The following is a 2,366-nucleotide window of genomic DNA, read 5'->3' on the forward strand; positions in this document are numbered from 1 at the left end:
AACAACGACGGCTGCGTGCGACTTGTTGCCTGTGAACTAACTAAGCAGGCGTTCTTTAGCTCGGGCTAAAGAACAACTATCTGTCTGGTGCAGAGTTCAATCCTCTGCCGTCCTGATGAGCGGACGAAAACACTTTCCCCACTTACCCGGTGTGGCAATCCGGGTGGGTGAAGCGGGAAAGAACGCGGGTACGTCGGAGACTGGCCGGCCATCCCCGCAAGTGTGAAAGCATGCGTAAGAATTCTGAATCCACTACTCATCGTTACGTTGAACAAGCTTAGCCAGTATGAGAAGCTTGCCCAAAAGGGAACGGTTGTCGGGCCGTGGTAATGCGTTACCGACCACGGCCGCTCATTCACAGCACAACCCGGTGACAAAGTGGGGCGCTACCCTTTCGTGAAACAGGCAGATGGAACAAGTAAACCACGGAACGGCTCTGCTTCGGCAGTGGGCAGCCAGCTACACGCCGGCCCGTGGCAGGATGGCGCAAAAAGCCAACGCCGCCGGGAAAGCCGGCGGATACGCCCACTTGCGCCCGTTGTGTATCGATAAATGCAGTCAGTAGCAGTCAAGACGATGGACACTGTGATGCCACAGATGGATGAATGGAAGGCCTTGCCCTGGAAGCAACTCCAGCGCACGGTTTTCAGACTGCAAAAGCGTATTTATCAGGCCAGCCTCCGGGGGGATACCCGCCAGGTGCGCCAACTCCAAAAACTATTGAGTAAATCCCGGGCAGCCAAACTCTTGGCCGTACGCAAAGTCACCCAGGACAATCAAGGCAAACGCACGGCCGGCATCGACGGGGTGAAGTCGCTCACCGACCACCAGCGCCTGCGGCTCAGCCGTCGGCTCTCGTTTCGGTGCGCGGCCAAGCCCCTGCGACGGGTCTGGATACCCAAGCCGGGCTCGACCGAAAAGCGTCCCTTGGGCATTCCCGTCATGCACGACCGGGCCTTGCAGGCCCTGGTCAAGCTGGCACTGGAACCCGAATGGGAAGCCCGGTTCGAGCCCAACAGCTACGGCTTCCGGCCCGGCCGGTCGGCGCACGACGCCATCGGGGCCATCTACAACTGCATCAACCAGCGGGCCAAATGGGTGCTGGATGCCGACATCGAGAAGTGTTTTGACCGCATCGACCACGACCGGCTTCTAGCCAAAGTGGCCACCATGCCCCTGTTCCGTCGCCTGCTCAAGGGCTGGCTCCGGGCCGGGGTGATGGAGGGAGACGTTTTTCAGCCCGTCGAAGCCGGCACCCCGCAAGGGGGTGTCATCTCGCCGCTGCTGGCCAACATCGCCCTCCACGGCATGGAAATGGTCATCCAGACGCACTTCCGGCAGAAGCGTATCAGCCCCACCCGCCTGAGTCCGAAAGCAACCCTGATTCGCTACGCCGACGATTTCGTGGTCCTCCACGAAGACCGAGTCGTCATCGAAGCCTGTCAGCAGCTACTCGCGGACTGGTTGGCGCCGTTGGGGCTGGCCATGAAACCGGCCAAAACGCGGGTGGTGCACACGCTGCACCCCTCGCCGGAACACCCGGCCGGGTTTGATTTCCTGGGCATGACGGTCCGGCAATTTCCGGTGGGACGTACCCACACAGGGAAAAGCCCGCGGGGCATCCCGCTGGGATACAAGACGATTATCAAGCCCTCCCGTACCGCGCAGCAGCGCCACGACCGCCAACTACGCGAAATCGTGTACCGGCAGCGGGGCTCGCCCCAGGCCGCCCTCATCCGGGAGTTGAACCTGGTGATACGCGGCTGGTGCGCCTACTACGCGGGCGTGGTGGCCAAAGACGTCTTCTCCCGGCTGGATTACAACCTCCACCACAAGCTCCGCCGCTGGGCCACGCGTCGGCACAGCGGCAAGCACAAATGCCGCATCGTGCATAAGTACTGGCGACTCGAGCAAGGCAGTTGGAAATTCGACACGCCGCAAGGCGTGCGGCTGCGTACGCACAGCGTCACCCGTATTAAACGACACGTCAAGGTGGCGGGCAGTCGCTCCCCTTTCGATGGCAAATGGGTGTACTGGGGCTCCCGGTTGCGGGATTACCACGGCCTAGACCTGCGCACCAGTGCGCTGCTGAAGCGACAGGCGGGGCGATGTGCGTGGTGTAAGCTTTGCTTCATGGACACGGATATACTCGAAAAGGACCATCGCATCCCCCGAATATGCGGCGGAAAGGAGGAGTTGGACAACCTGCAACTGCTGCACCGGCACTGTCATGACCACAAGACAAAGCAGGACGGCAGTTTGGCAGCCCGCAGTAGCGGTGCACAACGAGGAGCCGTGTGAGGTGAAAGTCTCACGCACGGTTCTGAAGTGGCAGCCGGGGGAGCGATTCCCCGGCTGACCATAAC

1 protein-coding gene is annotated in these 2,366 nt (G+C 61.0%); it reads left to right on the forward strand.

Going from position 1 to position 2,366, the window contains the following annotated elements; all coding sequences use genetic code 11:
* Positions 1-597: 597 nt before the first annotated feature.
* Positions 598-2,301, forward strand: a complete 1,704-nt coding sequence (ltrA, locus tag LJ738_RS21080) for a group II intron reverse transcriptase/maturase (protein ID WP_227788330.1) — start codon at positions 598-600, stop codon at positions 2,299-2,301.
* The last annotated feature ends 65 nt before the right edge of the window (positions 2,302-2,366 follow it).

This window comes from Hymenobacter plasmatis (genome assembly GCF_020711255.1).
Lineage (GTDB): Bacteria > Bacteroidota > Bacteroidia > Cytophagales > Hymenobacteraceae > Hymenobacter.

What these genes read in the sequence shown, in the direction of transcription:
- ltrA (WP_227788330.1), top strand. Translation starts at nt 598, where the DNA reads ATGGATGAATGGAAGGCCTTGCCCTGGAAGCAACTCCAGCGCACGGTT.